The sequence below is a fragment of the Limnohabitans sp. 103DPR2 genome, assembly GCF_001412575.1.
Lineage (GTDB): Bacteria > Pseudomonadota > Gammaproteobacteria > Burkholderiales > Burkholderiaceae_C > Limnohabitans_A.
In genome coordinates this window covers 299349-324940 of the sequence record NZ_CP011834.1, presented here as the reverse complement: position 1 = coordinate 324940, position 25592 = coordinate 299349, and the positions used below count along the sequence as shown (strand labels likewise).

The 25592-nt window shown below is 54.3% G+C and carries 30 protein-coding genes; 16 read left to right on the top strand and 14 right to left on the bottom strand.

Annotated features, from left to right (window positions below; all coding sequences use genetic code 11):
- The 5 genes from L103DPR2_RS01455 (at position 1) to L103DPR2_RS01435 (ending at position 3740) form a co-directional block, all read left to right on the top strand.
- Positions 1 to 534, top strand: coding sequence for a chalcone isomerase family protein (locus tag L103DPR2_RS01455; protein ID WP_055359426.1), 534 nt, complete (start codon positions 1 to 3; stop codon positions 532 to 534).
- Positions 531 to 1832 (top strand): MFS transporter, encoded by a 1302-nt coding sequence (locus L103DPR2_RS01450; protein WP_055359425.1) that lies wholly within the window; start codon positions 531 to 533, stop codon positions 1830 to 1832. Before L103DPR2_RS01455 ends, L103DPR2_RS01450 begins: the two co-directional genes overlap by 4 nt.
- Positions 1829 to 2443 (top strand): DUF3833 domain-containing protein, encoded by a 615-nt coding sequence (locus L103DPR2_RS01445; RefSeq protein WP_082466675.1) that lies wholly within the window; start codon positions 1829 to 1831, stop codon positions 2441 to 2443. Before L103DPR2_RS01450 ends, L103DPR2_RS01445 begins: the two co-directional genes overlap by 4 nt.
- A 95-nt stretch (positions 2444 to 2538) precedes the next feature.
- Entirely contained in the window at positions 2539 to 3303 is a 765-nt protein-coding gene (locus tag L103DPR2_RS01440; RefSeq protein WP_055361774.1) for an SDR family NAD(P)-dependent oxidoreductase, read from the top strand.
- Between the two features lie 2 nt (positions 3304 to 3305).
- Positions 3306 to 3740 carry a nuclear transport factor 2 family protein gene (locus L103DPR2_RS01435; RefSeq protein ID WP_055359424.1) on the top strand — a complete coding sequence of 145 codons (435 nt, stop codon included), beginning with the start codon at positions 3306 to 3308 and terminating at the stop codon, positions 3738 to 3740.
- A gap of 33 nt (positions 3741 to 3773) precedes the next feature.
- On the opposite strand, the gene L103DPR2_RS01430 is transcribed toward L103DPR2_RS01435, so the two are convergent.
- Positions 3774 to 4388, bottom strand: coding sequence for a glutathione S-transferase N-terminal domain-containing protein (locus tag L103DPR2_RS01430; RefSeq protein WP_055359423.1), 615 nt, complete (start codon positions 4386 to 4388; stop codon positions 3774 to 3776).
- Between the two features lie 104 nt (positions 4389 to 4492).
- On the opposite strand from L103DPR2_RS01430, the gene purB reads away from it, so the two are divergent.
- Entirely contained in the window at positions 4493 to 5899 is a 1407-nt protein-coding gene (gene purB / locus L103DPR2_RS01425; protein ID WP_055359422.1) for an adenylosuccinate lyase, read from the top strand.
- 11 nt (positions 5900 to 5910) lie between these two features.
- Positions 5911 to 6471: a YaeQ family protein gene (locus tag L103DPR2_RS01420; protein WP_055359421.1), complete on the top strand. Its 561-nt coding sequence runs from the start codon at positions 5911 to 5913 to the stop codon at positions 6469 to 6471.
- Positions 6472 to 6498: 27 nt separating this feature from the next.
- Here L103DPR2_RS01420 and L103DPR2_RS01415 read toward each other — a convergent pair whose 3' ends face one another.
- Positions 6499 to 6960: a DUF3717 domain-containing protein gene (locus L103DPR2_RS01415; protein ID WP_055359420.1), complete on the bottom strand. Its 462-nt coding sequence runs from the start codon at positions 6958 to 6960 to the stop codon at positions 6499 to 6501.
- Between the two features lie 151 nt (positions 6961 to 7111).
- Between L103DPR2_RS01415 and L103DPR2_RS01410 the strand changes: the two genes are divergently transcribed.
- Genes L103DPR2_RS01410 through L103DPR2_RS01400 form a run of 3 tightly spaced genes read left to right on the top strand, consistent with a single transcriptional unit; the run spans position 7112 to position 8477 of the window.
- On the top strand, positions 7112 to 7420 hold the full coding sequence (locus tag L103DPR2_RS01410; RefSeq protein WP_156339838.1) for a hypothetical protein: 309 nt from the start codon (positions 7112 to 7114) through the stop codon (positions 7418 to 7420).
- A gap of 24 nt (positions 7421 to 7444) precedes the next feature.
- The gene (locus L103DPR2_RS01405; protein WP_055359418.1) at positions 7445 to 7849 is read left to right on the top strand and encodes a hypothetical protein; all 405 of its coding nucleotides are present in this window, start codon (positions 7445 to 7447) and stop codon (positions 7847 to 7849) included.
- A gap of 1 nt (position 7850) precedes the next feature.
- On the top strand, positions 7851 to 8477 hold the full coding sequence (locus L103DPR2_RS01400) for a hypothetical protein (protein ID WP_055359417.1): 627 nt from the start codon (positions 7851 to 7853) through the stop codon (positions 8475 to 8477).
- A 15-nt stretch (positions 8478 to 8492) separates the two neighbouring features.
- On the opposite strand, the gene L103DPR2_RS01395 is transcribed toward L103DPR2_RS01400, so the two are convergent.
- Positions 8493 to 10028 (bottom strand): M48 family metalloprotease, encoded by a 1536-nt coding sequence (locus tag L103DPR2_RS01395; protein WP_055361773.1) that lies wholly within the window; start codon positions 10026 to 10028, stop codon positions 8493 to 8495.
- A gap of 145 nt (positions 10029 to 10173) precedes the next feature.
- Between L103DPR2_RS01395 and moaC the strand changes: the two genes are divergently transcribed.
- Entirely contained in the window at positions 10174 to 10677 is a 504-nt protein-coding gene (gene moaC / locus L103DPR2_RS01390; RefSeq protein ID WP_055359416.1) for a cyclic pyranopterin monophosphate synthase MoaC, read from the top strand.
- A gap of 29 nt (positions 10678 to 10706) precedes the next feature.
- Here moaC and L103DPR2_RS01385 read toward each other — a convergent pair whose 3' ends face one another.
- The 5 genes from L103DPR2_RS01385 to sucC form a co-directional block, all read right to left on the bottom strand.
- On the bottom strand, positions 10707 to 10910 hold the full coding sequence (locus L103DPR2_RS01385) for a hypothetical protein (protein WP_156339837.1): 204 nt from the start codon (positions 10908 to 10910) through the stop codon (positions 10707 to 10709).
- A 116-nt stretch (positions 10911 to 11026) separates the two neighbouring features.
- Positions 11027 to 11521 carry a pilin gene (locus L103DPR2_RS01380; protein ID WP_055359414.1) on the bottom strand — a complete coding sequence of 165 codons (495 nt, stop codon included), beginning with the start codon at positions 11519 to 11521 and terminating at the stop codon, positions 11027 to 11029.
- Positions 11522 to 11622: 101 nt separating this feature from the next.
- A complete protein-coding gene (locus L103DPR2_RS01375) occupies positions 11623 to 12321 on the bottom strand; it encodes a TerC family protein (RefSeq protein WP_055359413.1) in 699 nt (232 codons plus the stop codon).
- 121 nt (positions 12322 to 12442) lie between these two features.
- Positions 12443 to 13336, bottom strand: a complete 894-nt coding sequence (sucD, locus tag L103DPR2_RS01370; RefSeq protein ID WP_055359412.1) for a succinate--CoA ligase subunit alpha — start codon at positions 13334 to 13336, stop codon at positions 12443 to 12445.
- A 4-nt stretch (positions 13337 to 13340) separates the two neighbouring features.
- Positions 13341 to 14504 carry an ADP-forming succinate--CoA ligase subunit beta gene (gene sucC / locus L103DPR2_RS01365; protein WP_055359411.1) on the bottom strand — a complete coding sequence of 388 codons (1164 nt, stop codon included), beginning with the start codon at positions 14502 to 14504 and terminating at the stop codon, positions 13341 to 13343.
- A 170-nt stretch (positions 14505 to 14674) separates the two neighbouring features.
- On the opposite strand from sucC, the gene argC reads away from it, so the two are divergent.
- The gene (argC, locus tag L103DPR2_RS01360) at positions 14675 to 15601 is read left to right on the top strand and encodes an N-acetyl-gamma-glutamyl-phosphate reductase (protein WP_055359410.1); all 927 of its coding nucleotides are present in this window, start codon (positions 14675 to 14677) and stop codon (positions 15599 to 15601) included.
- A 16-nt stretch (positions 15602 to 15617) separates the two neighbouring features.
- Here argC and recX read toward each other — a convergent pair whose 3' ends face one another.
- Positions 15618 to 16091 carry a recombination regulator RecX gene (recX, locus tag L103DPR2_RS01355; RefSeq protein WP_055359409.1) on the bottom strand — a complete coding sequence of 158 codons (474 nt, stop codon included), beginning with the start codon at positions 16089 to 16091 and terminating at the stop codon, positions 15618 to 15620.
- Positions 16092 to 16125: 34 nt separating this feature from the next.
- Positions 16126 to 17154: a recombinase RecA gene (recA, locus tag L103DPR2_RS01350; protein WP_108256611.1), complete on the bottom strand. Its 1029-nt coding sequence runs from the start codon at positions 17152 to 17154 to the stop codon at positions 16126 to 16128.
- Between the two features lie 140 nt (positions 17155 to 17294).
- On the opposite strand from recA, the gene L103DPR2_RS01345 reads away from it, so the two are divergent.
- The 3 genes from L103DPR2_RS01345 to L103DPR2_RS01335 all read left to right on the top strand — a co-directional run bounded on the left by L103DPR2_RS01345 (position 17295) and on the right by L103DPR2_RS01335 (position 20166).
- The gene (locus L103DPR2_RS01345; RefSeq protein ID WP_055359407.1) at positions 17295 to 17813 is read left to right on the top strand and encodes a MarR family winged helix-turn-helix transcriptional regulator; all 519 of its coding nucleotides are present in this window, start codon (positions 17295 to 17297) and stop codon (positions 17811 to 17813) included.
- 124 nt (positions 17814 to 17937) lie between these two features.
- Positions 17938 to 18612: a response regulator gene (locus L103DPR2_RS01340; protein WP_055359406.1), complete on the top strand. Its 675-nt coding sequence runs from the start codon at positions 17938 to 17940 to the stop codon at positions 18610 to 18612.
- A 33-nt stretch (positions 18613 to 18645) separates the two neighbouring features.
- A complete protein-coding gene (locus L103DPR2_RS01335; RefSeq protein WP_055359405.1) occupies positions 18646 to 20166 on the top strand; it encodes a sensor histidine kinase N-terminal domain-containing protein in 1521 nt (506 codons plus the stop codon).
- 39 nt (positions 20167 to 20205) lie between these two features.
- On the opposite strand, the gene L103DPR2_RS01330 is transcribed toward L103DPR2_RS01335, so the two are convergent.
- The 4 genes from L103DPR2_RS01330 to L103DPR2_RS01315 are packed head-to-tail and all read right to left on the bottom strand — an operon-like array spanning position 20206 to position 22476.
- Positions 20206 to 20862 carry a glutathione S-transferase family protein gene (locus tag L103DPR2_RS01330; RefSeq protein WP_055359404.1) on the bottom strand — a complete coding sequence of 219 codons (657 nt, stop codon included), beginning with the start codon at positions 20860 to 20862 and terminating at the stop codon, positions 20206 to 20208.
- A complete protein-coding gene (locus L103DPR2_RS01325; protein ID WP_156339836.1) occupies positions 20859 to 21032 on the bottom strand; it encodes a hypothetical protein in 174 nt (57 codons plus the stop codon). Before L103DPR2_RS01325 ends, L103DPR2_RS01330 begins: the two co-directional genes overlap by 4 nt.
- Before the next feature lie 5 nt (positions 21033 to 21037).
- Positions 21038 to 21805, bottom strand: a complete 768-nt coding sequence (locus tag L103DPR2_RS01320) for a biotin--[acetyl-CoA-carboxylase] ligase (protein ID WP_055359402.1) — start codon at positions 21803 to 21805, stop codon at positions 21038 to 21040.
- A 26-nt stretch (positions 21806 to 21831) separates the two neighbouring features.
- A complete protein-coding gene (locus L103DPR2_RS01315) occupies positions 21832 to 22476 on the bottom strand; it encodes an SET domain-containing protein (protein ID WP_442915081.1) in 645 nt (214 codons plus the stop codon).
- Between the two features lie 102 nt (positions 22477 to 22578).
- Between L103DPR2_RS01315 and L103DPR2_RS01310 the strand changes: the two genes are divergently transcribed.
- On the top strand, positions 22579 to 25545 hold the full coding sequence (locus L103DPR2_RS01310; protein WP_055361771.1) for a DNA topoisomerase III: 2967 nt from the start codon (positions 22579 to 22581) through the stop codon (positions 25543 to 25545).
- The last annotated feature ends 47 nt before the right edge of the window (positions 25546 to 25592 follow it).

Sequence of the window (25592 nt, the reverse complement as noted above, 5' to 3'; positions counted from 1 at the left end):
ATGAACATCCTGCAATGTCGTTTATGGCAGATCTTGTTGGTGGTGGTGCTCAGCAACGTGAGCGCCATGGCCGCTGCCAACGAAACGATATTGCCAGGCGCGAAACCTTCAAGCACTCAGCGCTATCAATTTTGGGGCTTCGAGATTTACGATGCCCGTTTATGGACCTCGCCTGGTTTTTCGGTGCAGCAGTACACGGCTTCGCCGTTCGTTTTGGAGCTGTCATACCTTCGCAATTTTGAAGGGGTGGCCATTGCCAAGCGCTCGATGGACGAGATGCGCAAGTTAGGCAGCATCAATGCGGCACAAGAGAAAGAATGGCTCAAGGCCATGACCGATATTTTTCCTAATGTTCGCCCTGGTGACCGTTTGATGGGGTTCTACAAGCCCAACGAAGGTGCTGAATTTTGGTTTCAACAAAAACGTTTGGGTGCCATCACCGACCCACAATTTGCCAAGCTTTTTTTTGGCATCTGGCTGCATGAGGCCACATCAGCACCCGCCATTCGACAAGCCTGGATCAACGGCTTATGAGTGAGACATCGCGTGCCGCACAGACAACGGGCGCATCCTATGGCCTGCTGGCTTTGCCTTTGTCGTTTGTGGCTTTGCCCATGTACGTCAACTTGCCACACGCATACGCCACACACTACGCGGTCCCTTTGACCACCCTCGGTCTTGTTTTGTTGATCAGTCGTTTGTTGGACGCTTTCATCGACCCATGGATGGGGCGCATCAGCGATGTGCTGTATGCCAAGTCCAATCAAGCCGTCGGTACTGCTGCCTTTGCTTTGGCCGCTTTGCTGTTGGTGTCTTTTGTCGCCTTGTTTTTCCCGCCACTGTTTGCTTCCACGTCAGGCTATGTGGCCTGGGTCGCGGTGTTTGTCAGTTTGTGTCACCTCACCTACAGTGGTTTGAGCATTCTTCACCAGGCCTGGGCAACACGTTTGGGCGGCGATGCTTTGCAACAAGGCCGCGTGATCGCTTGGCGTGAAGCGGCCGGCTTGGTGGGCGTGGTGTTGGCGTCGCTGCTTCCTGCTTTGGCAGGCTGGCAGACGACCAGCATCTTTTTGGGAGCCTCATTGCTCGTGGGTTTGTGGGCATGGTCTCGGGTGTTTCAAGCCAATGTACCTGTGTTGTCCAGCGAAGCCGCATCGCCCACAGCCAATGCCATGGCCTTGCCGATTCGTCAAAGTTTGTTTTTAAAACTCTTGGCTGTGTTCATGCTCAACGGCATTGCCAGCGCTGTTCCTGCCAGCTTGGTGATGTTTTTTGTAGAAGACCAAATACAGGCGTCATCAGACATTGCGCCGTGGTTTTTAGGCGCCTACTTCATGGCCGGCGTGGTGTCTTTGCCGGTTTGGTTGAAGTTGATTCGCCAACGGGGCTTGCCCAAAACATGGGGTGTTGGCATGTTGATGGCCATTGTCAGTTTTGCCAGCGTCAGTTTTTTAGGCCCAGGTGATGAACTGTTGTTTCTTGGTGTGTGCGTCGCTTCGGGCATTGCCTTAGGGGCAGACATGGTGGTGCCTGGTGCTTTGCTCAATCGCGTCATTGATCACTTAGGTCACCGGGGCGAAGCCGAGGGCTTGTATTTGGGCTGGTGGAACCTCATCAGCAAATTCAATTTGGCGTTGGCAGCGGGCCTGTGCTTGCCACTTTTGGCCAGTTGGGGCTATGCCCCGGGTGCGCGAAGTGCCGAAGGCTTGCATGCACTGTCCCTCGCCTATGGCGTGTTGCCTTGCGTTTTGAAAACCGGTGCCGTTGCCGCGTTGTTTTATTTTTGGATTCAACCGTCAGCCACTTCGCTGACATCAAGGGGTAACTTATGAACAGACGACAGTATCTCAAGCGTGTTTCTCAAGGCGTCGCTGCCCCGCTGCTTTTGCGCACATCGGGCTTGGCTGCGTTGAGTGCTGGGGCCGGACTTTTGTCAGGTTGTGCAGGCCCCCAATTGTCCGACTACGCAGCGCAAACGCCCGTGCTTGATTTGCGAACCTACTTCAATGGCATCGTCGATGCTTGGGGTGTTTTCACCGACCGTTCAGGCCGCGTGGTGAAACGCTTCAAAGTGGTGATGGACTGCCAATGGCAAGGCGATGAAGGTGTTTTAGACGAGGCCTTCACCTACTCTGATGGCACCCAACAACGGCGCATTTGGAAATTGAAAGCTTTGCCGAATGGCCGCTATGAAGGCCGCGCTGACGATGTGGTGGGGATGGCCGCTGGTGGGGTGAGTGGCAACACCTTCCGCTGGCAATACACCTTGGCCCTGCCCGTCGATGGCACGGTTTGGGAAGTGCAATTTGACGACTGGATGTACCTCATGGACGAGCAAGTCATGATGAACAAAGCAGTGATGCGCAAATGGGGTGTGACCTTGGGTGAAGTCACCTTGTCATTCAAACGCCGAGTTCCCAACGCCTCGGGTCGTGTGTCATGAACCTGGATGTTGCAAAAGCAGGGCAAGACACGGTGCCCGTTCAGTCCCTCAAAAGCCGCGTCAAACGTCGATGGGGTGCGCCTTTGAACCCACCCATGGCTCAGTGGCAAGGCAAACGTGTGTGGTTGATCGGTGCTTCTAGTGGCATTGGTTTGGCGTGTGCCAAAGCTTTGCATGCAGCGGGTGCCAACGTGGTCATTTCCGCGCGTGATTTAGGCGTGGTGTCTGTCTGGGCCGAACAATCTCAACAACAAGGTCAAGCGCTCACGCTGCTGCCCCTAGACGTGACGGATGCCTTGCAAGTGCGTGATGCCATGCGTCAAGTGGCCGCGCTGGGACCTTTGGACATGGTGCTTTACTGTGCCGGACATTACCGCGCGCACCGTGCAACAGAATTCGATTTGACCGACATGTTGCGCCACCAGGAAGTGAACTACAACGGTTTGCTGAGAGTGCTCGATGCAGCGTTGCCGGTCTTGCTGCAACAGGGCTTTGGCCATGTCAGTGTGGTCAGCAGCGTGGCGGGCTGGCGTGGCTTGCCCAACGGTTTGGCCTATGGTCCCACCAAAGCAGCGGTCACGCATTTGGCAGAAACCATGTACATGGATTTGCAAGACAAAGGCATTGGCGTCAGCCTCATCAACCCGGGCTTTGTCGCTACACCACTGACCGCACAAAACAATTTCCAAATGCCCGCCTTGATGTCGCCCGAAGATGCGGCCAAAGCCATGCTGCAAGGTTGGGCAGAGGGTTTGTTTGACATTCACTTTCCCAAACGATTTACGCTGTGGTTGAAGTTGCTGCGCCTGTTACCCTATCGCATGTACTTCGCTTTGGTACGCCGATTTACAGGACTGTGACCATGAACTCGCGTCAGCGCTTTGAACAAATAGCCAACTACTTTGAAACTCTCACACCGCAAAGTGTGAGTGAACTGAACGCGTTTTACAGCGCCACCGCGCGCTTCAAGGATCCCTTCAATGACGTGACCGGTGTGCCCGCCATAGAGACCATCTTTGCGCACATGTTTGCGTCATTGACGCAACCGCGCTTTGTCATCACGGGCCAAGTGGTCGATGGCGATCAGGCGTTTTTGACGTGGGAATTTCGCTTTCGTTTCAAGCGCTTTGATACGCAGACCGAACAAGTGGTGTTGGGCACCAGCCATTTGGTACTCGATGCAGACCAACGCATCAGCTTGCACCGCGATTATTGGGATGCTGCTGAGGAACTTTATGAGAAGCTGCCGTGGGTTGGCGCTTTGATGCGGTGGCTGAAAAAACAGGCCAACAGTTAAACCCTGTTGGCCCTACAGTCGGCAGCGCTCGACTTAAGCTGGGACGCTGTCAATGAAACTTTGGCGTTGCATCAACTTGGCGTACAGCTTGTCCAAATTGGGATAAGTGTCGCGCCATTGAGTGGCAGGAAAGCGGAAGTCCAAATACCCCAGCGCACAACCCACCGCAATGTCAGACAAGCTCAGATGTGCACCCGAGCAGTAAGGCTTGTCGGCCAGACCGTGTGACATGGCGCGCAGTGATTCAGAAATCTTGTGCAATTGGCGGTCAATCCATGGCTGGCTGCGCTGTTCAGGAAGGCGATGTGGCCAGACGGCTTCCATGCGTGCCAGCAAAGCGGCATCTAGCAAACCATCGGCCAAAGCCTCCCAAGTTTTCACTTCGGCGCGTTCACGGCCATTGACGGGGATCAGTTTGCCAACAGGCGACAAAGTGTCCAAATACTCCACAATGACGCGGGAATCAAACACGGCTTCGCCGCCTTCCAAGACCAAGCAAGGCACCTTGCCCAGAGGGTTGGAGGCGTGAATGGTGGTGTTGGCCGACCACACGTCTTCGGCCACCATGCGGTAGTCCAGTTTTTTTTCAGCCATCACGATGCAAACTTTGCGGACATAAGGGCTGGTGGGTGAACCGATCAATTTCATGGGTTTGTTCTTGTAAAAGTCGTCAAAAGCGAGTCGAATTGACGTGCATTCTAGAGGAATCGCAAGCTCAGTCATTTGTCAGAGTCAGAACTTACAATCGGTGTATGACTTCTTCTCCTATTTCCGCCCTATCGCCCTTGGATGGCCGTTACGCCAACAAGCTCAACGCACTGCGCCCGCTCATGAGCGAGCTGGGGTACATGCACCGCCGTGTGCAAGTTGAAATTGCCTGGTTCATTGCGCTGTCCGATGCCGGGTTCGAAGAGTTCAAACCTTTGTCCTTGGGTGCACGCCGATACCTCACAGGCTTGGTCACCCAGTTTTCAGAGCAAGATGCTTTGGCCATCAAGGACATCGAAAAGACCACCAACCATGATGTGAAGGCCGTCGAGTATTGGATCAAGTCCAAATTCAAAGATCGTCCCGAACTTGAACAAGCATCAGAGTTCGTGCATTTTGCTTGCACCAGTGAGGACATCAACAACACCAGCCATGCCCTGCAACTCAAAGGCGCACGACAGCAAGTGATCTTGCCTGCGTTAGATGAAGTGATTGAACAGTTGCGCAGCATGGCGCACGCGTATGCGGCAATTCCCATGCTGAGCCGCACGCATGGCCAAACTGCTAGCCCTACCACGGTCGGCAAAGAGTTGGCCAATGTGGTTGTGCGTTTGCGCAGCACCCGCGACAAAATTGCAGCTGTTCCATTGAAAGCCAAAATGAATGGCGCTGTGGGCAATTACAACGCGCACTTGTCGGCTTGGCCCCACTTTGACTGGGAGAATTTTTCCAAGTCAGTGGTCGAAACACCCGAGTCACACGAAGCAGGTGCCTCCAGTGAGCATTGGGGTTTGGGCTTGTCGTTCCAGCCCTACAGCATTCAAATTGAACCGCACGATTACATGGCGGAATTGTTCGATGCGGTGGCGCGTACCAACACCATCTTGATCGATCTGTCGCGTGACATTTGGGGTTATGTCAGCTTGGGTTACTTCAAGCAACGCCTCAAAGCAGGCGAGATTGGCTCATCGACCATGCCGCACAAAGTGAACCCCATTGACTTTGAAAATGCTGAAGGCAATTTGGGTTTGGCCAATGCGGTGCTGAAACACTTGTCAGAAAAGTTGCCCATCAGCCGTTGGCAACGCGACCTCACGGATTCAACGGTGCTGCGCAACATGGGTGTGGCCTTGGGTTACTCGGCGCTGGCCTATGCATCGCTCATGACCGGCTTGAAAAAGTTAGAGTTGAACGAAGAAGCTTTGGCGCAAGATTTGGACGCCGCTTGGGAAGTCTTGGCCGAGCCCATTCAAACAGTCATGCGCCGTTATGGCGTGCAAGGCGCTTACGAGAAATTGAAAGAAGTGACGCGTGGCAAAACGGTAACGGCTGATGCGTTGCATGGCTTGATCAAAGGCTTGGAGATTCCCCAAGAAGAAAAAGATCGCTTGTTGGCCATGACGCCTGGCAGCTACATTGGCAAAGCCATTGAGCTGGCCCAGCGGGTTTAAGCGAGTCTCGCATGGCGCTTAAATCCACCATCTACAAAGTCAATCTTTCCATTGCAGACATTGACCACAGTTACTACGCCGATCACGCCCTCACCTTAGCGCGTCATCCCAGCGAAACCGACGAGCGCATGATGATTCGCTTGTTGGCTTTGTCCCTCAATGCCTACAAATTGCAAACCGATTTGAATGGCGATGGTGTGCTGGCCTTTGGCGCAGGCTTGTCTGACCCTGATGACCCCGATTTGTCACTGCGCGATTTCACGGGTCAAACGCGTTTGTGGGTGGAAGTGGGGCAACCCGAAGACAAGCCCTTGAACAAGGCTTGCCAAAAATCAGATGCCGTCATGGTGTATTGCTTCAACCATGCGGCAGAGGTGTGGTGGCGCGGCATTGAAAGCAAACTCACGCGCATGGACAAATTGCAAGTGTGGCGCGTGCCTACCGAGGCCAGCCAGGCCTTGGCCAAATTGGCTGAACGCAGCATGCAAATTCAAGCCACGGTGCAAGAGGGCGAGCTCACCTTGAGCAACAGTCAAGACAGCGTGCACCTGGAAGTGGTGCGTTGGAAATAATTTTTTGAACAGCGGAATGAATGCCGCTTAGCTTTGGAAGCCAAGCGGGACTTGAGCTTCTGCGGCTGCGCGCGCCAAGTGGCGATCCTCTGCCGCGCGCTCGGCATAACGGTTGAAGCGCCAAGAAGTCCCGTCAACGGTGATGCGGCGCCAAACTGAGCGCTTTTCACCGGGACTCATCTCCGTCCACAGCTGCACCTCTTCAAAACTTCTGCCGCAACCCTTGCATTCGGGGTCGCCTTGAAACGTTGAGCAAATGGCGATGCAAGGCGTGTCGGGTGTGCTGGCGTACCAAGCTTGCCAAGCCTCTGCAGCGGCCAAAGGCAAGGTGTATTCGTCGGCCTCATCTTCCTTGTAATAGACCATCAGTGCATACACCTCCGCCAGCGCTCGCAACTCGCGCGGCAGCGCCACCCCGTCTGGCGAGGGGTTTTTTTGGCGCCAGTAATTGATCGCCGCTTCGATGTCCGTGATGTGAATGCCAGCCATGAGGTCTTTGAAGAAGGACCGGAATCATAGCTTTTTGTGAAAGCACTTGGCGGCGAGCTTGTTTTGCAAGTCAATGCAGGCACCAACCCATCCCCACGCCCCTAAGATGCATTCATGAGTACTGCTTTGGTACTCAATATTGGAAATCATCATGTACAAAACAACTCACACTTCAAGCGTTATGCAAATGGACTTTTGGCCTGTTGCCCTCGGTGGCATTGCCTTCGATGCAGACATTGAGTCACCCATCGAGTCACCCCACTGGCTTCTTTGGGGCTTGATGAACTTTGGCATCGCCACAGAACCCGCCGTCGATCTGCAAGCCCACTTTGCCCGCGAAACCGAAGCCAACGAGTTCCAACTTTTACAAACACTTTCACAAACAGTTTCATTCAACCCAGCGATTGAACCGGTCGGTGTCCCCGCGCCCACCCCTTTCCTGGTCATTGATTATTTTTAATCGCATGCCAATAAGGAACACATCATGCAAGTTTGCAGCATTGCCGAAACCCAACAAGTTTGGGGACAAGGCTTCTTTGATTTTTTAAAGTTTGACTCTGGCACCACCAACGGTGCACGAGATGATGGCCAAGCACTGGGTGCAGGCTGTGGCACCGCCATGTTTGACCGTGTGGTGCCCGACGTGATGTTTGGCATCAACCTTCAGTCGTCTTGTGCGGCGCACGACAACCGTTACAACATGTGCGGCTTTGAAAAAGCAGAGGCCGACCATTTATTGCGCACCGACATCTTGACCAGCTGTGAGGCCCAAGGTGGTAATGGACTGATGTGCGCTGTCATTGCAACAAGCTATGGCTTGGGAGTCAGCTTGGGAGGCGGTAAAGCGTATTCCGTTTCTCAAGAAAAAGTTTGTTTCGAGATGAACTGACATGACGCTGCTTTTGCACCTTGCTAATTCGCATGACGCGCATGTCTTGCGTGCAAAGGTGGCGCCTTTGATGGGCCATCTTGCAATGCTGCTCATGTCACTCAACCTGTACTGGCCCGCTGCGCAAGCCACCGAAGTTTTCAATGGTGTACCCATCGACTTCGGAACCACATTTCTGCACGAAAAAAGAGCCATGCAATTGCATGCAGTTCTCACGCCAGAGGAAACGCAAATCATTGCCAGTGCCATGGAGCGAATTGCCGCCACGGTCAACGAAGCACATGCCGAATCAGTGCAACCCAAAACCGCTTGGCGAAAAAACACCAGCGCACAGAACATCGCGTTGCGAAACGCAAGCCGTGCCGCCAGCATCGATCCCCATTTGGGCATGGCTGTTAAACAAATACACCAATGGCAAGTGCTGCCCCAGCACATTGTGTTTGATGTCGATTATTTTTTGCCCGAACGTGTGGGCCATGCGCCTCAAATTTACAGAGACCGTTATGCGCTCACAAAATCAGCAGCGGGTTGGATGTTCAGCGGTCACCCCCAACCCTTGGCCATTGGCAAACTCACATGCCAGTATGTCAATGCCTTGTGGGTCTGCCCACCATCACCCATGCCTTAAGGTGTCAGTGCCAACTCATCTGTCTTGTCGCTCTAGCATTTGCTCGCGTAAAAGGCCTTGGGCAAAACGCAAGCGCGCATCCACAATGGACGCCTCAATGTGATCCGCTTGTGCTGCATTCATTCGCCTGGAGGCATCTTGTGCTGCTCTAAAACGATCCACAGCAGCGCCAAAATCCATCCTTGCCAATTGCGTTTCACCTTCTGCTCTTAACGAAGCCAAAGGCCGGCCTTGTGCAGCCAATGCGGTTGCCAGCACTTGCCAGGCTTGCGCATCTTGTGCATGTTGAAGCACCCAACGCTGGAGCGCTGAGATGCCTTGCGCCAAAATTTGCGAAGTCTCTGCAGTGGGCGAAGACACTTGCAAGCGCGCGCTGGCCTGCGTGATGAAAAGCAGCTCGGGTCGTTGCCACAAACTGTTGGCTTGCGCGCTCACATGCCGCAATGAAGTCAGCACGCTTCGCATGTCATCTTCTTTGAATGCCAACTCGGCTTCAAGCAACTGAACCAAACGCGCTGAAGGCGCATGTTGGGCCGCTGCCAATTTGAGTCGCGGCAACAAGGCACGCGCTTGGGCAAGGTCACGCAGCTGCATCCACGACAAGCAAGCACCATACAAGATGCCCATCTGCTTGGCAGTGGACTGTTTGGCCACACTGGCATCGTTGGCTTCTTGGGCCCATGCGCGCAAGGCATCGACGCCTGGTTGAGAAAACACACGTGCCCTTGCAGACATCATGGCTTGAACCAGATCTTGTTCTTGATTGGCGGCACGCGGGGTCTGAAGTTGTTGGCGTGATTGCATGTCGGCCATGCGTTCACTGCTGAGTGGGTGACTGCGCAAATACGGAAATGCGCCGTTGTCATTCAAGCTCGATGCTTGCTGCAATTTGCCAAACATGGTGACAAATCCTTGCGTATCAAAACCAGCTTCTGACATCACGCCATAGCCAATCCGATCGGCTTCTCGCTCCATGTCGCGCGAGAAGTTGAGCTGTGATTGTGCAGCCATGGCTTGACCACCCACGATCATGGCTTGCGCGCCTTGCGCACTTTTGCTGGCAGCCAACATGCCCAGAATCATGGCGCCGATGAGCCAAGGTGTCATGCGTGCCTGATCTCCCATGGAGCGCGAAATGTGTCGCTGCGTGACGTGACTCAGCTCGTGCGCCATGACAGAGGCCAGCTCATCGCGAGTGGTGACAACGCTGATCAGCCCCAGATGAATGCCTAGATAACCACCTGGTAGCGCAAAGGCGTTGACCGAGCGATCGCGTCCAATCAAAATTTTCCATGCAAAGCGCTCTTGCAATTCGGGCGACATGTCGCCCCGTGCTTGGGCACCCTTGACCAAAGATTGCCAAATGTTTTGCAAATACTCATCCAGAATGGGGTCTTCCAAATAATCTGGATCGCGGTAGAGCTCACGCGCAATGCGATCGCCCAACTTGCGCTCTGCTGAAAGTGTCATGTCCGCGCCATCGCCCAAGGCGGGTAAATTGGACGAGCTGGTAGGCAACTGAGACCACACAGGTGTCAACAGCAGAGACATTGCCAAGATGGCAATCAGCGGTTTAGATTTGGCAGGCGCAAGCTTCAATTAAGGGTACCGACTTTGAAGGTGAATCCGAACACCGTATCATGCTCGATCTAAGTCAAGCGTTTGTAAATGGTTTTCCCCGTTTTTTTCAATAGACATGTCCCAATCTTCGTCCAACTCATCCTCTCCTCTGACTCACTTTGATGCGCAGGGTCAAGCGCACATGGTGGATGTGGGGGGCAAAGCTTCAACTCACCGAGTGGCCGTGGCAACAGGCTCGATTCAAATGCTGCCCGCGACATTGGCATTGATCCAGGCGGGTACAGCCAAGAAAGGCGATGTGTTGGGCATTGCGCGCATTGCGGGCATTCAAGGTGCCAAGCGAACGTCGGATTTGATTCCGCTTTGTCATCCATTGGCCTTGACGCGCGTGGCGGTAGAGTTTGACGTGCCGACTTCGGCGCCGGTGCCCACCATCGTGTGCCGTGCCACAGCCGAAACTGTGGGTCAAACAGGCGTAGAAATGGAAGCCCTGACGGCTGTCCAAGTGGCCTTGCTGACCATTTACGACATGTGCAAAGCCGCTGACCGCGGCATGACCATCACCGATGTGAAATTGCTAGAAAAGCAAGGTGGCAAATCGGGGCATTGGGTGGCCTGATGGCGCCTGCCATCAAGGCCTAGCTTGCCTTATTCGACGAAGGGCTCAATGCCAATGGGTTTGAGGACCGCATCGGCGGGTGGTGTGCTTAGAAACTTGGTCAGTGCGCGTGCAGCTTCAGCGTGTTTGGATTGTGGGTTGATGCCTGTGGCAAAGCCAATCCACGTTTGAAGTTCTTTAGGGATCAGCCCCAACATGTCAACGCCAGGCACACCATAAATGCGTGATGCCACGACCACCACCATGTCAACAGTGTGCAGGCCAATAATTGAGAAGTTTTCATGAGATCTCCAGTCATTGTTTGGCCGGAGAATAGAAGGCACGTCTGAAAGTGCCGTGCTATTTTTCCTCACGCACCCTTGCAAGAGCTGGGCAAGTATTTGGCTGCCAGGGGATTGGTGGCGGCGGGACCGCAGACCCAGGCACTGATGGGTTTGCCGCCATCGGTGGTGCCCACCAATGCTGTGGTGCCCGATTGAATGGGCGTCAATGAGATGGCATTGGTGGTGGCGCTGGTGGCGCCGCGCAAGGTACTGGGGTTGCCGGTGACGGTGATGATGCCATTGGCATCGACAGACAAGCCAGACACGTATTGCGACGTTTGGGTTTGGCAAGCCGCGGGCAAGGCCGTGCTGACATCGGCTTGCGAAGCGGTGCTGACCACTTCTGAGACGGCAGTTTTGCATTGTGTGGCGGCCAACAGCATTTCGGAAACTTTGGCACGCACGGCATAGTCTTGGTACGCTGGCAATGCCAAGGAGCCTAGGACACCGATGATGGCAATGACCACCATCAGTTCGATCAAGGTAAATCCGCGAAAGTAATTGGAGCGAGGCGCTGTCATGGTGGTCCTAAGTAAAGAATAATTTTATCTCGAAGGACTTCATTAGGCCGTAAAAAAGCCGACCACAAAGGGCCGGCTTGGTCACAAATGCTTGCTTGATGTCAAACGTTAGCGTCAGGTGTTTCCTTGGCTGCGTGTTTGGCTTGGAAGAATTTACCGATGGCCAAAACTGCCAATGCGCCTGCAGTTGCGGCTGCGTAGTGCAACCAAGGGTTCTCCGCAGAAAACTCACGCAGGGCCACGTCACTGGCGATGGTTTCGCCGCCTACCCAGCCGATCAAACAAGCACCGAACGTGACGATGATGGGGAAGCGTGTCATGAGTTTGATCATGATGGCACTGCCAAAAATCACCATGGGAATGCTGATGGCCAGGCCCAAAATGAGGAGGGTCATGTTGCCTTTGGCGGCCGCGGCCACTGCAATCACGTTGTCCAAACTCATCACAATATCTGCAATCAGAATGGTTCGAATGGCCGCAAACAGGCTGGCTTTTTCCACCTCGCCTTCGTCTTCGTCGCCATCTTCACTCAGCAGTTGTGCGCCAATGTACAGAAGCAGAAGGCCGCCGATAATTTGCAGGTAAGACAGCTCAAGAAGTGCCGCTGCCACCACGGTCAGCGCAATGCGCAGTACCACGGCCGCGCCTGAACCAAACAAAATGGCTTGACGTTGTTGGTGTTCGGGCAGTGAGCGTGCCGCTAAGGCAATCACCACGGCGTTATCGCCAGACAAGATGATGTTGATCCAAATGATCTTCATCAAGCCGATCCAGAAGTCGGCGTTTTGTATCATTTCCATGTCAGTCCCTTTGCATTTTTAGTAGGAATAAGAACTGGCCCCTAAGGGCCAGTTCTGTTGTCGGGACTCGAATTTTAACGGCCAGACCGGGCCGCTGGATGCGTATAAGTGCTTACAGCAATTACAGCATGGCCTTCAGCAAACGGCCCATTTCGGAAGGATTGCGGGTAATTTTGAAGCCGCATTCTTCCATGATGGCCAATTTGGCATCGGCTGTGTCGGCGCCGCCAGAGATCAAGGCACCGGCGTGGCCCATGCGCTTGCCTGCGGGCGCTGTGACACCAGCGATAAAGCCAACGATTGGCTTTTTCATGTTGTCTTTGCACCAGCGAGCGGCTTCAGCTTCGTCGGGACCACCAATTTCACCGATCATGATCACGGCATCGGTGTCGGGATCGTCGTTGAAAGCGCGCATCACGTCGATGTGCTTCAAACCGTTGATGGGGTCACCACCAATACCGACCGCAGAAGACTGGCCCAGACCGATCTCGGTCAATTGCGCCACGGCTTCATAAGTCAATGTGCCTGAACGAGACACCACGCCAATGCGACCCTTGCGATGAATGTGACCGGGCATGATGCCGATCTTGATTTCATCGGGGGTGATCAAACCTGGGCAGTTGGGGCCCAACAGCAAAGTCTTTTTACCACCAGCTGCTTCTTTGGCGCGCATGCGATTGCGCACTTCGAGCATGTCACGGACAGGAATGCCTTCGGTAATGCAGATGGCCAAGTCGAGGTCGGCTTCAACGGCTTCCCAAATGGCTGCGGCGGCGCCTGCTGGTGGCACGTAGATAACAGACACAGTAGCGCCTGTGTCGGATGCCGCTTCTTTGACAGAGGCGTAAATGGGGATGTTGAAGATGGACTCGCCCGCTTTTTTGGGGTTCACACCTGCAACGAAGCAGTTTTTACCGTTTGCGTACTCTTGGCATTTTTCAGTGTGGAACTGACCGGTCTTGCCGGTAATACCTTGGGTAATGACTTTGGTGTCTTTGTTGATAAAGATAGACATGTAATTAACCTTTCACCGCTTTAACGGCAGCTTGTGCTGCTTCTGCCATGGTGTCCACGGAAATGATGGGCAAACCGCTTTCTTTGAGCATCTTCTTGCCCAGATCTTCGTTGGTGCCCTTCATGCGAACGACCAAAGGCACGTTCAAGTTAGTGGCCTTGCAAGCGGTGATCACGCCAGTTGCGATGGTGTCGCACTTCATGATGCCGCCGAAGATGTTGACCAAAATGGCTTTCACTTTGGGGTTCTTCAACATGATCTTGAAAGCTTCAGTGACTTTCTCGGGGGTAGCGCCGCCGCCCACGTCCAAGAAGTTGGCTGGCTCGGCGCCAAACAGCTTGATGGTGTCCATGGTGGCCATGGCCAAGCCCGCACCGTTGACCAAGCAACCAATGTTGCCGTCCAAGCTGATGTAGGCCAAGTCGAATTTAGAAGCTTCGATTTCAGCTGGATCTTCTTCGTCCAAATCGCGGTAAGCCACGATTTCGGGGTGACGGAACAAAGCGTTGGAATCGAAGTTGAACTTGGCGTCCAAAGCGCGGATGCCGCCGTTGCCTTCCAAGATCAAAGGATTGATCTCGACCAAAGACGCGTCGGTTTCCATGTAGCACTTGTAAACTTTCTGGAGCACGTCGGCGGCTTGGGCTGTTGAGCCAGCAGGCACGCCAATGGCGTCAGACAATTTTTTGGCTTGAGCATCGGTGAGGCCCAAAGCGGGGTCAACGATTTCAGTGATGATTTTCTCGGGTGTGTCGTGTGCCACACCTTCAATGTCCATACCGCCTTCGCTGGACACGATCATGGCCACACGTTGTGAAGCGCGGTCTGTGACAGCGGAGATGTAATATTCTTTTTGGATGTCAGCGCCGTCTTCAATCAGGAGGCGACGAACTTTTTGACCTTCTGGGCCCGTTTGGTGTGTGACCAACTGCATGCCCAAAATTTCACCGGCGAGTTTTTTCACCTCATCGATGGAGCGCGCCAGCTTCACGCCGCCGCCTTTGCCGCGGCCGCCCGCGTGAATTTGTGCTTTGACAACCCACACTGGGCCGCCCAATTTTTGAGCGGCTTCCACCGCTTCTTGGACTGTAAAGGCCGGAATGCCGCGGGGCACTGGCACACCAAATTGACGCAAGATTTCCTTGCCTTGGTACTCGTGGATCTTCATGAGGTTTCTCTCAGAGGGTGGTTATTCTCACCAGCCAGTCAGGGTGGTTTGCCCTAAGCAAGCACTGGACACTTCAGCCGGCGACTGTATCATGTTGCAACGCACCAATCTTGAGCCGAGTCACTTACATTGACATGACGCGGCAAAATTTTTTCTTGGGAGAGCCCTGAATGGCCAAAAAAATATTCATCGATGGCGAAGCTGGTACCACCGGGCTCTTGATTCGCGAGCGTTTGCTGGCCATGCCCGAGGTCGAATTGGTCAGCATTGCCCCAGAAAAGCGCAAGGACCCCGAGGCCAAGCGCGAGCTGATGGCCCAAGTTGATCTGGTTATTTTGTGCCTCCACGATGATGCCGCTAAAGAATCCGTGGCCATGATCGATGCTTTGCCTAGCCACAAACCACGCATCATTGACGCATCCACCGCCCACCGCGTGAACGACCAATGGGTGTTCGGTTTTCCTGAAATGCGTGCCGGTCAACGCGAAGCTGTGGTGAGTGCGCAACGCGTCAGCAACCCTGGTTGTTATGCCTCAGGCGCCATCGCCATCCTGGCACCATTGATCAGTGCTGGCATCTTGCCTCCAGATTTTCCGGTTGCTTTGCCCTCAGTAAGTGGTTACTCCGGTGGTGGCCGCACCATGATTGAAGACTATGAAGCAGGCCGCGCGCCTTTGCACGAAGCCTACGCTTTGGGGCTGCAACACAAGCACGTGCCCGAGATCATGAAGTACACCGGCCTGACGCGTCGCCCCATCTTTTTGCCAGCCGTTGGCAATTTTCGGCAAGGCATGTTGGTGGAGTTGCCGCTGTTTCTGGACGACTTGCCTGGCAAACCGAAAGTGTCCGATTTGTATGAAGCTTTGCGCGCGCACTACGCCAGTAGCCAAAACGCTGGCGGTTGGGTCAGTGTGGTGGCAGCTGAAGAAAGTGGCAAATTGGGCGCCACCGGCAACAACGACTCCAACAAACTGGAAATCAGGGTGTTTGGCAACGAGACGCATCGCCAAGCTGTGGTGATTGCCCGATTGGACAATTTGGGCAAAGGGGCCAGCGGCGCTGCGGTTCAAAACCTGAAGTTGATGCTGGGTCTTTGACCTGGCAGAACAAGCTTCAGCTGTCGAAGTCTTCTTCGGGTGTGCCCGATTGCTGGACGACTTTTCGGACGACCTCGGCCGAAAATCCGCGCGTGAGCAAAAACCGGTAATGCTTGGCGCGCTCGTTGGCATCTGCCGCAGGCGCGCCAAATTTCTTTTGCCAGACGCCTTGGGCGCGCGCGAATTCAGAATCTTTTAAATCCAGCATGGCCTGAGCCACTGCTGCAGGCGCCAAGCCTTTGGCTTGCAGTTCTTGTTTGATTCTGCCGTTGCCCAGCTTGGGCGCGCGATGGTTAAGAACGGACTCCAAGACGCGGGTTTCGTCAATGAAACCTTTGGCTTGGAGCTCGTCGAGAGCTTGTGCCAGCTCGCCCGGCACCTCCTCGTGGGGTGAGAGTTTGCGAACCAGCTCAGCCCGAGAGTGTTCGCGCTGCGACAAAAGCCGCAGCGCACGTCCTTTGAGGGACAACTTAAACCCGGGCTGAGCCATTGATCAAGGAACGCAACTGGAGAAAGGCGTGAGATTAGGCGGCTGCGACGGCTTCAGCCAGCAGTGGGATGCCCAAAGATTCACGCACTTTGTTTTCAATTTCGGCAGCCAGTTCGGCGTTTTCACGCAGGAACTCACGGGCGTTGTCGCGGCCTTGGCCAATTTTTTCGCCGTTGTAGGCATACCAAGCGCCTGACTTGTCGATGATTTTGGCCTCGACACCCATGTCGATGATTTCGCCTTGGCGGCTGATGCCTTCACCGAACAGAATGTCGAACTCAGCGGTTTTAAAGGGCGGAGCCACTTTGTTTTTAACCACCTTGACTTTGGTTTCGTTGCCGATCGAGTCGTCACCTCGTTTGATGGTGCCGGTGCGGCGGATGTCCAAGCGCACAGAAGCGTAGAACTTGAGCGCGTTGCCACCGGTGGTGGTTTCGGGCGAGCCGAACATGACGCCAATCTTCATGCGGATTTGGTTGATGAAGATGACCATGCAATTGGTTTTCTTGATGGTGGCGGTGAGCTTGCGCAGGGCTTGGCTCATGAGGCGGGCTTGGAGGCCGGGCAAAGAGTCGCCCATGTCGCCTTCGAGTTCGGCCTTGGGGGTGAGTGCGGCCACGGAGTCGATGACGACCAAGTCGACGGCGCCGGAGCGAACCAGGCTGTCGACAATTTCAAGGGCTTGCTCGCCGGTGTCGGGCTGGCTAATGAGCAGGTCTTGCAGGTTGACGCCAAGCTTTTGAGCGTACTGAATGTCCAAAGCATGTTCGGCGTCGACGAAGGCGCACTGACCGCCGATTTTTTGCATCTCGGCAATCACTTGCAAGGTGAGGGTGGTTTTGCCAGAAGACTCTGGGCCGTATATTTCAACCACGCGGCCGCGGGGCAAACCGCCTACGCCCAAGGCAATGTCGAGCCCCAAAGAACCCGTTGAGACGACTTGGATGTCTTCGATGACTTCACCCTCGCCCAGACGCATGATGGTGCCTTTGCCAAATTGTTTTTCGATTTGGGCCAGGGCTGCTTGCAGGGCTTTGGTTTTGTCGCTGTTTTGGTCGCTCATAGAAATCTCCATAAAAATCAACGGGTTGAAAAACTTGCATTCAGAAAGCTGATCAAAGACTGGATGCTTGAACAGTACTGTAATGGCATTGTCTCAACGAGTAAATAGATTTTTTAGTCAGTTTGCTTTACTATCTGCAAATGCCAGTCAATGACAGTTTCATCACCCATTCACAGGGCCAAGCGCCGTCATCTGCTGTCCGCGATGACCGGTGGCGCGAAACACATTTGGGTCGTTTGTTGGGCCATTCCATGAGGCGTTTCGATGCGCGCGTTTTAAGCCTGATGGCACACAACGAGCAGGTGCCGCTGGCGCTCTCGAATTTGGCTGCAAGAGATCAAATCAGTGCGGCACACGTTCACATCACACGGCATTTGTCGCTGCAGGGTTCAAGGCTGACGGACTTGGCGCAGGCCGCAGGGATGAGCAAACAAGCCATGGGCAATTTGGTCGACCAGTGTGAAGCATGGGGTTTGGTCAAACGAACACAAGACAGTCGAGATGCGCGCGCGCGCCTGGTCGAATTCACCGAAGACGGCTTGGCGTGGTTGGCCGCCTTTCAAGTGGCGGTGGCACAAGCAGAAGAAGAATTCAAAGCTTCCGTGGGCCTTGAAATTGCAACCGTGGTGGCCTTGGGACTTGAAGCCTATTGCATGTAATGGCAAACGAGGGGTCGGCCATGGTGAAACTCTCGTTACAGAGCGTTGATAGTCGCCTAAAATTTAGACAGCCGCCTCCGGGCGCAAAACACAAAGCCAAACAAGGCCAAAGCGGGAGACAAGCATGCGCATTTTGATAGCTGAAGATGATCAGGTGTTGGCCGATGGTTTGCTGCGCAGTTTGCGCAGTGCAGGTGCGGCCGTGGATCATGTGGCAAGTGGCACAGAAGCCGACGCTGCGCTCATGACCAACAACGAATTTGATCTGCTCATTCTTGATTTGGGCTTGCCCAAAATGCATGGCCTCGATGTGTTGAAAAAATTACGCTCACGCGGCTCCACCTTGCCGGTTTTGATTTTGACGGCAGCTGACAGTGTGGAAGAGCGCGTGAAAGGTCTGGACTATGGCGCAGATGACTACATGGCCAAGCCCTTCAGCTTGCAAGAGCTTGAAGCGCGTGTTCGCGCGCTGACACGGCGCGGCATGGGTGGCGCCACATCGCAAATCAAACACGGCCCGCTCATTTACGATCAATCAGGCCGCGTCGCCACCATTGACGGCAAGATGGTGGAATTGTCTGCACGCGAATTGGGCTTGCTGGAAGTGTTGCTTCAACGTGCAGGCCGATTGGTCAGCAAAGACCAGTTGGTTGAGCGCTTGTGCGAGTGGGGCGAAGAGGTCAGCAACAACGCGATTGAGGTGTACATCCACCGCCTGCGCAAGAAGATTGAAAAAGGGCCGATCCGCATCGCAACCGTTCGCGGCTTGGGTTACTGCCTCGAGAAAATTCCGAGCTGATCCCGCATTCGCGCTGCCAGAAGTTTTTGCTGAATGAATCCTAAAAATTGGCAGCTGTCTTTTTTTCGCCGCGAGCAGCGCTCGTTGTTTGGCGAAATTTTGGATTGGATGCTCACGCCATTGCTGTTGCTGTGGCCTGTCAGTTTGGCACTCACGTGGCTGGTTGCCCAAGGCCTGGCCAACAAACCATTTGACCGTGCGCTGATTTACAACGCACAAGCCTTGGCGCAGTTGGTCAAGCTCAGTCCTGATCAGCAGCGCGTGCAATTCAATTTGCCGCAACCGGCCAGCGAACTCTTGCGCGCCGACGACGCCGATCTGGTGTATTACCAAGTGATTGGTCCCAAGGGTGAAATCTTGGGTGGTGACCGCGATTTGCCACAACCCCAAGAAGACGAGAAACTGGGCAGTTACGAAGTCAAAATTCGTGACGATGAAATGCGCAGCTTGGAAGTGCGTGTCGCCTACACTTGGGTCCAACTGGCGTCTGACAAGTCACCAGTGGGCATGGGCCCTGTGCTGGTCCAAGTGGCCGAGACACGCGAGAAACGCTCGGTGCTGGCCACTGAAATTATCAAAGGCGTGATGCTGCCGCAGTTTGCCATTTTGCCCTTGGCGGTCTTGTTGGTTTGGTTGGCACTGGTGCGAGGCATCAAACCTTTGTCAGAACTTGAAGAGCGAATTCGCGCCAGAAAATCAGATGACTTAAGCCCACTGGATGAAAAAGCGGTGCCACTGGAAGTTGCGCCGCTGGTGTCGTCCGTGAACGATTTGCTAGGGCGTTTGAAAGACTCGATCGCCACGCAAAAAAGATTTTTGGCAGATGCGGCGCATCAACTCAAAACACCGTTGGCAGGCCTGCGCATGCAAGCCGATTTGGCACAGCGCAAAGATGCCAGCGAAGAGGAGCTGAAGCATTCACTCAAACAAATTGGCCGCGCCAGTGTGCAAGCCACGCACACCGTCAATCAGTTGTTGTCTTTGGCTCGCGCAGAAGGCGGTGGTGCCATCGATCTGCAGTCATGTGACATGGAGGCATTGGTCAGCGAGGTCTTGCATGACTCGTTGCCGCGCGCCATGGACAAGGGTTTGGACTTGGGCTATGACGGTGTGGACACCGACAGCAAGCGTCGCTTTTTGAAGGTGCAGGGCAATCCCACTTTGCTGAAAGAGATGATTCGCAATCTGGTCGACAACGCCATTCACTACACCCCCAGCACCGAAGAGCGGATCGGTGTGATCACTGTGCGCTTGTTGGTCGACCCTTATAGCCAAGCATTGGCTGTTCAGGTGGAAGACAATGGGCCAGGGATTGCTGCCGCCGAACGTGAGCGTATTTTTGAACCCTTCTACCGCGCATTGGGTAGCAACGTGGATGGCTCTGGATTGGGCTTACCCATTGTGCGAGAGATTGCACAGCGACATGGCGCCACAGTGTCAGTGGACGTGGCGCATCCAGGTCAAACACCACCGGGTGCGTGCTTCACCATTCGCTTTGCTCGGGCCAGCAATAAATTCAAAACCAACATGGCCTCAGGGTCTGCAGATCTTTAAGCCTGTGCAATGGCCCCGCTGAGCCACGCAGAATTTGTTTTAGGCGGGCTTGAACAAATTCAGCTGAAGTCGCTCACGCTCAATCACCACAGCCACGGCGGGCTGCGCCGCAACTTTTTGAACATGTGCCCACAAAGCAGGATAGGTGCTGGGATCGATTCCGGCAATCGAGCCCCAGCGCGACAATGTCAATGCGTAGACATCGACTGGACCCACATGCGCGCCTGTGAGCCATTCTGAAGTTTTCAAATTGCGCTGCACGATATTTTCAAGTTCACCCAACAAAGCTTTGTAGGTTTGTGTATTGAAGACCTTGAGCGCCGCTTGCACTTCTGCTTGATCGCAAAATTTTTGCGGCATGAAAATATGCGTGAAGGTGGGGTGTACGGTGTTGTTCATCCATGCCAAAGTTTCAATCGCTTTGGCGCGCGCCAATGCCTCAGTGGGCAAAAAATGAGCGTCAGGAAATTTTTGGTCGAGGTACAAAATGATGGCCAAAATTTGGGTCACAACCTGTCCGTCATCGACCAAGACGGGCACTTGTCCGCGTGGATTGATGGCTTTGTATTCGTCACCGTTTTGCTCGCCCTTGTGCAGTTTGACCATTTGCGGTTCGTACGCTGCGCCAGACAGTTGTAGCAGGCAGTGCGGTACAAATGAACAGGCGCCGGGGGCGAAATAGAGTTTCAAGCTCATGGGTTTTTCCTTGTGATGACCACGTTGTCGGGTTGGATTTGTTGCAATGTCCGCTCGGGCTCGCGCGCGCTGTCGGGTGCGAAGCCCCACGCCTCAAAAATGCCTTGTCGCCAACTATAAAACAGGACGTTCAAGACCATCAAGATCAAAATCAGCCATCGAAGTTTCATGTGTTTCATAGGGCGCGAACACTTACTTCTGAACTGTTGATGGCTTGGCGTCCGTCGTTTGTGAGAATTTGCAAAGCCCCTTGACTGTCCACACCTTCACACAGGCCTTCTAGGGCATCGCTGCTCTGCACTTTCAAACCACGCAAAGCATCACGCGCATTGAATCGTTGTTGAAGCGGCGCAAAGCCTAGCGTTTCAAATTCTTTCAAGGCTTTGAGCAAAGGCTGGGTGATGCGCTCTAGCACCATGGGCGCCGTTGCCCCCTGCCAAAATTCTGCAATGGCCGCTGCGGGCGTTCTAAGGTCCGTGGTGGGGGGCAGTTGAATGTTCAGGCCAATGCCAATGACGGCATAACTTTTTCCGCCTTGGCTGGCTGCTTCAATCAAGATGCCACCCAATTTTCTTTGTTGGCGCCACAAATCGTTGGGCCATTTCAGTTGAATGTCGGGCCCCAGCGATTCGGCCAGACTCAGGCCAACGGCCAAGGACAGTCCCGACCAGTTTTGGGGTTGATAAGGCAAACCCAATGAAAACGTCAAAGCGTGACCGACCTCACCATGCCAAGCACGTCCTAAACGGCCACGACCCGCTGTTTGCCGCTCGGCGAGCAGCAAAATCGGGTCGTGCACAGCATTTCTGGCCCGCCGCATGAGCTCGGTGTTGGTGGAGTCAATCTCGGGCAAGATTTCAATGCTGAAACCTGGCCACTCTGGCACCACCGATGCCCAGATGGCTTCGGCTGGCCAGCGTAGCGGGTCTGCCTGGGTGCTCATGGGGACTCAATGCATGACGTGAAGAATCAAGCGTTGGCTGATGCCGAGGCTTTCTTCTTGACGGCTTTCAATTCTTTTTTGAGCTTCTTGATCTTTTTCTCAATCTTTTTGACTTGACTGGGAATCTTGGGGGTGGCGGGCCTCCGCTTGGGGGCCAGCAATGTTTTGCGGCAATTGGGGGCGCCACACCAGCAAGGGTATTCGGCCTTGAGTTTGGGCGTGTAAGGCTCGTCAATGATCAAGCCGTAGTCGTAATTGAGTTCTTCGCCCGCCTTGATGTTGCGCAGGGCTTTGATGAAGATGCGATCGTTTTCCTCATCGGCTTCGCAATTGGGATCGCAGCTGTGGTTGATCCATCGGGAGGAGTTGCCGCCATGCAATGCATCAATCACCTTGTCTTCGTTCACGTGGAAATAGAAGGTGTGATTGGGGTCAGAGGGGTCATGGGGGTGGCGGTCTTGCGCTTCGTCCCAGCTGATCACCTCACCCACGTATTCAAACAGCGTTTCGCCTTCAGCGATGTCTTGCAGGGCAAACACCCCTTTGCCGTGGACGCCAGAACGGCGAACTTGCACGCGGCGACCTGAAGCAGTTGGCGCTTTGGTAGAAGCGCTTGGCTTGGCAGCGGGCTTTAAAGTCGATTTTGTCGACAGGTTCGATTTTTTGACCACGGCGTTAAAAATTTGTTATGGTGAAAACATGTGGGCGCGCGTGTGCGCGTGCCCGTGTGTGTACACGTGCGCATGCGCGCACGCGAGACCGGATTGTATGAGATGAAAACATTGGTTATTGCAGAGAAGCCTTCAGTGGCTCAAGACATCGTGCGTGCTTTGACGCCGATCGCCGGAAAATTTGAGAAACACGAGGACCACTTTGAGAGTGAAACCTATGTGGTGACCAGCGCGGTGGGCCACTTGGTCGAAATTCAGGCGCCCGAGAAATTTGACGTGAAACGCGGCAAATGGAGCTTTGCCCATTTGCCCGTCATTCCGCCCTACTTCGATTTGAAACCGGTGGACAAAACCAAAACCCGCCTTAATGCGGTGGTCAAACAAGCTAAGCGCAAAGATGTGGGCGCATTGGTCAACGCCTGTGACGCGGGCCGCGAAGGTGAGTTGATCTTCCGCCTCATTGAACAATATGCGGGCACGCAAAAAGCAGGGCAGACCATTCCTTTGGGCAAGCCCGTGCAGCGCCTCTGGCTGCAGAGCATGACGCCCCAGGCCATTCGCGATGGTTTTGACAAGTTGCGCTCGAATCAGCAAATGCAAGGCTTGGCCGATGCCGCGCGCAGCCGCTCTGAAGCAGATTGGCTGGTGGGCATCAACGGCACCCGTGCCATGACGGCCTTCAATTCACGCGATGGTGGTTTCTTCTTAACCACCGTGGGCCGTGTGCAAACGCCGACGCTGGCCGTGGTGGTGGAGCGCGAAGAACAAATTCGCAAATTCATCAGCCGTGACTATTGGGAAGTGCACGCGCAGTTTGATGCGGTGGCAGGCACCTATCCAGGCAAGTGGTTCAACACGGCTTGGAAAAAAGACGCAGAAGACGCTGAGAAAAAAGCCGACCGCGTGTGGAGCGCGGCCGAGGCCGATGCCATTGTGCAAGCCGTTAAAGGTGCCAAAGCCACGGTCACAGAGGAAGCCAAGCCCACCACACAAGCCAGCCCGCTGCTGTTCGACTTAACCTCTTTGCAGCGCGAAGCCAACGGCAAATTTGGCTTCTCTGCCAAAACCACTTTGTCGCTGGCGCAGTCTTTGTATGAGCGCCACAAAGCCCTCACTTACCCCCGTACCGATTCCCGCGCACTGCCTGAAGATTACTTGCCCGTGGCCAAGGACACCTTCAACATGTTGGCCGACAGCGGCATGAAGCATTTGGCGCCCCATGCCCTCACCGCGCTGAACAACGGCTATATCAAGCCTTCTAAGCGAATTTTTGACAACGCCAAGGTCAGCGATCACTTTGCGATCATTCCCACCTTGCAGGCCCCTTCTGGCTTGTCTGACGCGGAACAAAAGCTGTACGACTTGGTGGTACGTCGTTTTATGGCGGTGTTTTTCCCTAGCGCCGAGTACATGGTGACCACCCGCATCAGCACCGCCGCAGGTCACAGCTTTAAAACCGAAGGCAAAGTCTTGGTCAAACCAGGCTGGTTGGCCATTTACGGCAAAGAAGCGGCCAATGAAGTGGATGACGCCAAAGAAGGCGACAAAGGCCAAAACTTGGTGGCTGTAGCGCCAGGTGAGCAAGTGGGAGTGGGTTCGATTGAAACCAAGCCCCTCAAAACACGTCCACCCGCTCGCTATTCAGAGGCCACCTTGCTGGGCGCCATGGAAGGCGCCGGCAAGATGGTGGACGACGACGAATTGCGTGAAGCCATGCAGGAAAAAGGCTTGGGCACGCCTGCTACGCGTGCGGCCATCATTGAAGGCTTGATCAATGAGAAATACATTTTGCGCGACGGCCGCGAAATGATTCCCACCGCCAAAGCTTTCCAGCTGATGACCTTGTTGCGTGGCTTGGGCGTGGAAGAATTGTCCAAGCCCGAACTCACTGGCGAATGGGAATACAAGCTCTCCCAGATGGAGCAAGGCAAGCTGAGTCGCGAAGACTTCATGCAACAAATTGCCGACATGACCGAGCACATCGTTAAGAAGGCCAAAGAGTACGATCGCGACACCATCCCCGGCGACTACGCCACCTTGAGCACACCCTGCCCTAACTGTGGTGGCATCGTGAAAGAGAACTATCGACGTTATGCGTGCGTTGGCAAAGATGCAGCGGCCGATGACACGGCCGCTGCGGGTTGCGGTTTTTCGTTTGGCAAAACACCTGCGGGACGCACCTTTGAGCAAGCCGAGGTGGAGCAATTCCTGCGTGACAAGAAGATTGGCCCTCTGGAAGGTTTCCGCTCCAAAGCGGGTTGGCCATTCACTTCTGAAATTGCATTGAAGTACAACGAAGAAGAAAAAAATTGGAAGTTGGAGTTTGACTTTGGTAATGACAAAAACGCCGAAGAGACGGGCGAGATTGTTGATTTCACGGGCAGCGAGTCTTTGGGCGCGTGTCCGAAGTGCGGCGGTGCTGTGCATGAACATGGCAGCAATTACGTGTGTGAAAAAGCAGTGCCCACCGAAGGACAACCCACACCCACTTGCAATTTCAAGAGCGGCAAAATTGTGTTGCAGCAAGTGGTGGAGCGTGATCAAATTGCCAAGCTGCTCAGCACAGGTAAAACAGACTTGTTAGAAAAGTTTGTGAGCAATCGCACACGCCGCGCATTCAAAGCTTTCTTGTCTTGGAATGCGGAAGAAGACAAAGTGGTGTTTGAATTTGAACCCCGCACCAGCAAGTTCCCGCCGCGCAAGACACCTGCGAAGTATGCAGCTGGCGCCAAAACTGCTGCTGGAAAAACCACGGGCAAAGCCGCCGCGAAAACCAAAGTGCCTGCCAAAAAAGCAGCTGCTAAGAAAACGGCTGCTGCTAAAACACCGCGCAAAGCTGCAGTGGGCAACCTCACGCCCAGCGCCGATTTGGCCGCGGTGATTGGCACCGACAAAGTGGCACGCACAGAAGTGGTGAAGAAGTTGTGGGACTACATCAAGGCGCAAGGCCTGCAAGACCCTACCAACAAACGCGCCATCAATGCCGATGCCAAACTCAAACCTGTGTTTGGCAAAGATCAAATCACGATGTTCGAGTTGGCCGGTTTGATTGGCAAACACCTGTCTTAATTGAAGGCCTCGAAGCGTCCAAGCTTCGAGCGTTCATCAAGGCAAAA

Bases quoted from the DNA above. Each gene is read 5' to 3' on its own strand.
- L103DPR2_RS01310 (WP_055361771.1), top strand. From the start codon at position 22,579: ATGAAAACATTGGTTATTGCAGAGAAGCCTTCAGTGGCTCAAGACATC.
- purB (WP_055359422.1), top strand. From the start codon at position 4,493: ATGACTTCTTCTCCTATTTCCGCCCTATCGCCCTTGGATGGCCGTTAC.
- L103DPR2_RS01340 (WP_055359406.1), top strand. From the start codon at position 17,938: ATGCGCATTTTGATAGCTGAAGATGATCAGGTGTTGGCCGATGGTTTG.
- L103DPR2_RS01345 (WP_055359407.1), top strand. From the start codon at position 17,295: ATGCCAGTCAATGACAGTTTCATCACCCATTCACAGGGCCAAGCGCCG.
- L103DPR2_RS01440 (WP_055361774.1), top strand. From the start codon at position 2,539: ATGGCTCAGTGGCAAGGCAAACGTGTGTGGTTGATCGGTGCTTCTAGT.
- L103DPR2_RS01435 (WP_055359424.1), top strand. From the start codon at position 3,306: ATGAACTCGCGTCAGCGCTTTGAACAAATAGCCAACTACTTTGAAACT.
- L103DPR2_RS01410 (WP_156339838.1), top strand. From the start codon at position 7,112: ATGTACAAAACAACTCACACTTCAAGCGTTATGCAAATGGACTTTTGG.
- L103DPR2_RS01395 (WP_055361773.1), bottom strand. From the start codon at position 10,028: ATGTCTCTGCTGTTGACACCTGTGTGGTCTCAGTTGCCTACCAGCTCG.
- L103DPR2_RS01430 (WP_055359423.1), bottom strand. From the start codon at position 4,388: ATGAAATTGATCGGTTCACCCACCAGCCCTTATGTCCGCAAAGTTTGC.
- sucC (WP_055359411.1), bottom strand. From the start codon at position 14,504: ATGAAGATCCACGAGTACCAAGGCAAGGAAATCTTGCGTCAATTTGGT.
- L103DPR2_RS01375 (WP_055359413.1), bottom strand. From the start codon at position 12,321: ATGGAAATGATACAAAACGCCGACTTCTGGATCGGCTTGATGAAGATC.
- L103DPR2_RS01380 (WP_055359414.1), bottom strand. From the start codon at position 11,521: ATGACAGCGCCTCGCTCCAATTACTTTCGCGGATTTACCTTGATCGAA.
- L103DPR2_RS01330 (WP_055359404.1), bottom strand. From the start codon at position 20,862: ATGAGCTTGAAACTCTATTTCGCCCCCGGCGCCTGTTCATTTGTACCG.
- L103DPR2_RS01335 (WP_055359405.1), top strand. From the start codon at position 18,646: ATGAATCCTAAAAATTGGCAGCTGTCTTTTTTTCGCCGCGAGCAGCGC.
- L103DPR2_RS01415 (WP_055359420.1), bottom strand. From the start codon at position 6,960: ATGGCTGGCATTCACATCACGGACATCGAAGCGGCGATCAATTACTGG.
- recX (WP_055359409.1), bottom strand. From the start codon at position 16,091: ATGGCTCAGCCCGGGTTTAAGTTGTCCCTCAAAGGACGTGCGCTGCGG.
- recA (WP_108256611.1), bottom strand. From the start codon at position 17,154: ATGAGCGACCAAAACAGCGACAAAACCAAAGCCCTGCAAGCAGCCCTG.
- L103DPR2_RS01405 (WP_055359418.1), top strand. From the start codon at position 7,445: ATGCAAGTTTGCAGCATTGCCGAAACCCAACAAGTTTGGGGACAAGGC.
- argC (WP_055359410.1), top strand. From the start codon at position 14,675: ATGGCCAAAAAAATATTCATCGATGGCGAAGCTGGTACCACCGGGCTC.
- L103DPR2_RS01450 (WP_055359425.1), top strand. From the start codon at position 531: ATGAGTGAGACATCGCGTGCCGCACAGACAACGGGCGCATCCTATGGC.
- L103DPR2_RS01320 (WP_055359402.1), bottom strand. From the start codon at position 21,805: ATGAGCACCCAGGCAGACCCGCTACGCTGGCCAGCCGAAGCCATCTGG.
- moaC (WP_055359416.1), top strand. From the start codon at position 10,174: ATGTCCCAATCTTCGTCCAACTCATCCTCTCCTCTGACTCACTTTGAT.
- L103DPR2_RS01420 (WP_055359421.1), top strand. From the start codon at position 5,911: ATGGCGCTTAAATCCACCATCTACAAAGTCAATCTTTCCATTGCAGAC.
- L103DPR2_RS01455 (WP_055359426.1), top strand. From the start codon at position 1: ATGAACATCCTGCAATGTCGTTTATGGCAGATCTTGTTGGTGGTGGTG.
- L103DPR2_RS01325 (WP_156339836.1), bottom strand. From the start codon at position 21,032: ATGAAACTTCGATGGCTGATTTTGATCTTGATGGTCTTGAACGTCCTG.
- L103DPR2_RS01400 (WP_055359417.1), top strand. From the start codon at position 7,851: ATGACGCTGCTTTTGCACCTTGCTAATTCGCATGACGCGCATGTCTTG.
- L103DPR2_RS01445 (WP_082466675.1), top strand. From the start codon at position 1,829: ATGAACAGACGACAGTATCTCAAGCGTGTTTCTCAAGGCGTCGCTGCC.
- sucD (WP_055359412.1), bottom strand. From the start codon at position 13,336: ATGTCTATCTTTATCAACAAAGACACCAAAGTCATTACCCAAGGTATT.